The following is a 2191-nucleotide window of genomic DNA, read 5'->3' on the forward strand; positions in this document are numbered from 1 at the left end:
GGGCGCCTAGAAAAGCGCCCTCAATTTGTTACTATCCTATGAAAACCCTATTTGAATACAAAGGTAAGGGCATGTTATTTTTCTTTGAAATTTTAGAGGCACAATAACATATCATTAACAAGAAGTTGTAACATCAATCAGCTACAACCCATGCTGCTGCCGCAATTCAAACATTTGTAACAAGTTCCCGATCTCACCGTAATATGACCACATGTATTACATGCAGGTGCATCACTTTGCATGCTTTTTAAATAATCCTGAGTGGTACCTTCCTGTTGAAAGGAGCCAACAGACTGGGTTTTAGGCGTACGCGCTGTTGTTTTTCCTATACTACTTATACCCATTTGTGAAGGAGGTGTTAACGTCTCTTCTTCCTCATCTTCTCCTGTATTACCCGGCCCGTCCAGCACATGCACAAGGTCTGTGCGCCCCAGATACTCATATCCCAGCACACGGAAAATGTAATCAATCAACGATGTTGCTGATTTAATATTGGGATGATCCACCATACCAGCCGGCTCGAAACGCGTAAATACAAACTTATCAACAAATTCTTCCAACGGCACCCCATATTGCAATCCCACAGAAACCGCTATAGCAAAGCAGTTCATCAAACTACGCAAAGTCGAACCCTCCTTTGCCAAATCAATAAATATTTCTCCTAACGTACCATCATTGTATTCTCCTGTACGCACAAAAATTACCTGTCCACCTACATTTGCTTTCTGCGTAAACCCGCCTCGCTTCGATGGTAAAGCCTGCCGCTCCACAATCCTGGACAACTGCCGCTTCAGCGTAGTATCCCTGCTGGCTAACATCCGCTTATTCACTTCTTCCAGTAACTCATCTATGCTCAACTGGTTCAAATCCTGCATCTCCGCAGAGGTTGCTCCGATCTCCGTTTTCTTCTTTTTATCACTTTTATTGCTCAATGGCTGACTTAACTTGCTGCCATCCCGGTATAACGCGCAGGCTTTCAACCCTAACTGCCAACTCATCAGGTAAGCATCCGCGATTTCTTCTACTACCGCTTCATTTGGCAAATTGATGGTTTTGGAAATCGCACCTGAAATAAATGGCTGCACTGCCGCCATCATCCTGATATGCCCATGCGGATGGATATAACGCTCCCCGTGCTTCCCGCATTTGTTGGCACAATCAAATACAGACAAATGCGCCTCCTTCAGATAAGGAGCACCCTCTACCGTCATTGTCCCACATACAAAATCATTGGCAGCAGCTATTTGCTCATCTGTAAACCCAAGCTCATGCAAGAGGCTGAACTCCAGATTATAATATTCCTCTGCCTTAAATCCTAACCGCTGTAAACACTCTTCTCCCAGCGTATATACATTGAAAACAAAAGAAATGTCGAAAGATGAAACTACCGCGGCATCCAATTTTTTCAATTCTTCTCCCATAAATCCCTTTTCACTCAGCGATGGATGATTGATATAGGGTGCGCCCGCAAAACTGCCGGTTCCTTTCGCGTAATCCACCATCGCCTTGATTTCGTGAGGGGAGTAGCCCAGGTTTTGTAATGCGGTGGGAATCGATTGGTTGATGATCTTGAAATAACCACCTCCGGAGAGTTTCTTAAATTTCACCAACGCAAAATCCGGCTCTACGCCGGTGGTATCACAATCCATCACTAACCCAATAGTTCCAGTGGGCGCAATCACAGTGGCCTGCGCATTGCGGTAGCCGTGTCGCTCTCCCAGCTTCACCGCCTCATCCCAGGCTTTGGTAGCTGCTTTGAGGAGGTAATCCGCACAATACCGCGCATCAATGCCTTTGGGCTTTATTTCCAGCCCATCATAAGCATCTGCTGCATCATAGGCCGCTGCCCGGTGATTGCGCATCACCCGGAGCATATCCGCCCTGTTTTCCTCATACCGTGGAAAAGCACCCAGATGAGCAGCCATCTCTGCCGATGTTTTATACGCAATCCCCGTCATAATAGCAGAAAGCGCACCCGCAATACCGCGAGCCTCTTCACTATCATACGCAATTCCACTCACCATCAGCATAGACCCCAGGTTAGCATAGCCTAAACCCAGGGTACGGTATTCATAACTGAGCTGAGCCACCTCTTTAGACGGAAATTGCGCCATCAGCACGGAAATTTCCAGTACCACCGTCCACAATCTCACGGTATATTCAAATCCTTTTACGTCAAAAAGATTGTTCT

1 pseudogene is annotated in these 2191 nt (G+C 46.3%); it reads right to left on the bottom strand.

The features are described from left to right. Nucleotides 1–137: 137 nt before the first annotated feature. Nucleotides 138–2191, bottom strand: a pseudogene (locus tag VIP81_RS04895) (vitamin B12-dependent ribonucleotide reductase); the annotation flags it as partial.

It is taken from the genome of Chitinophaga sp., assembly GCF_036566945.1.
In the GTDB taxonomy this organism is placed as follows: Bacteria; Bacteroidota; Bacteroidia; order Chitinophagales; family Chitinophagaceae; genus Chitinophaga.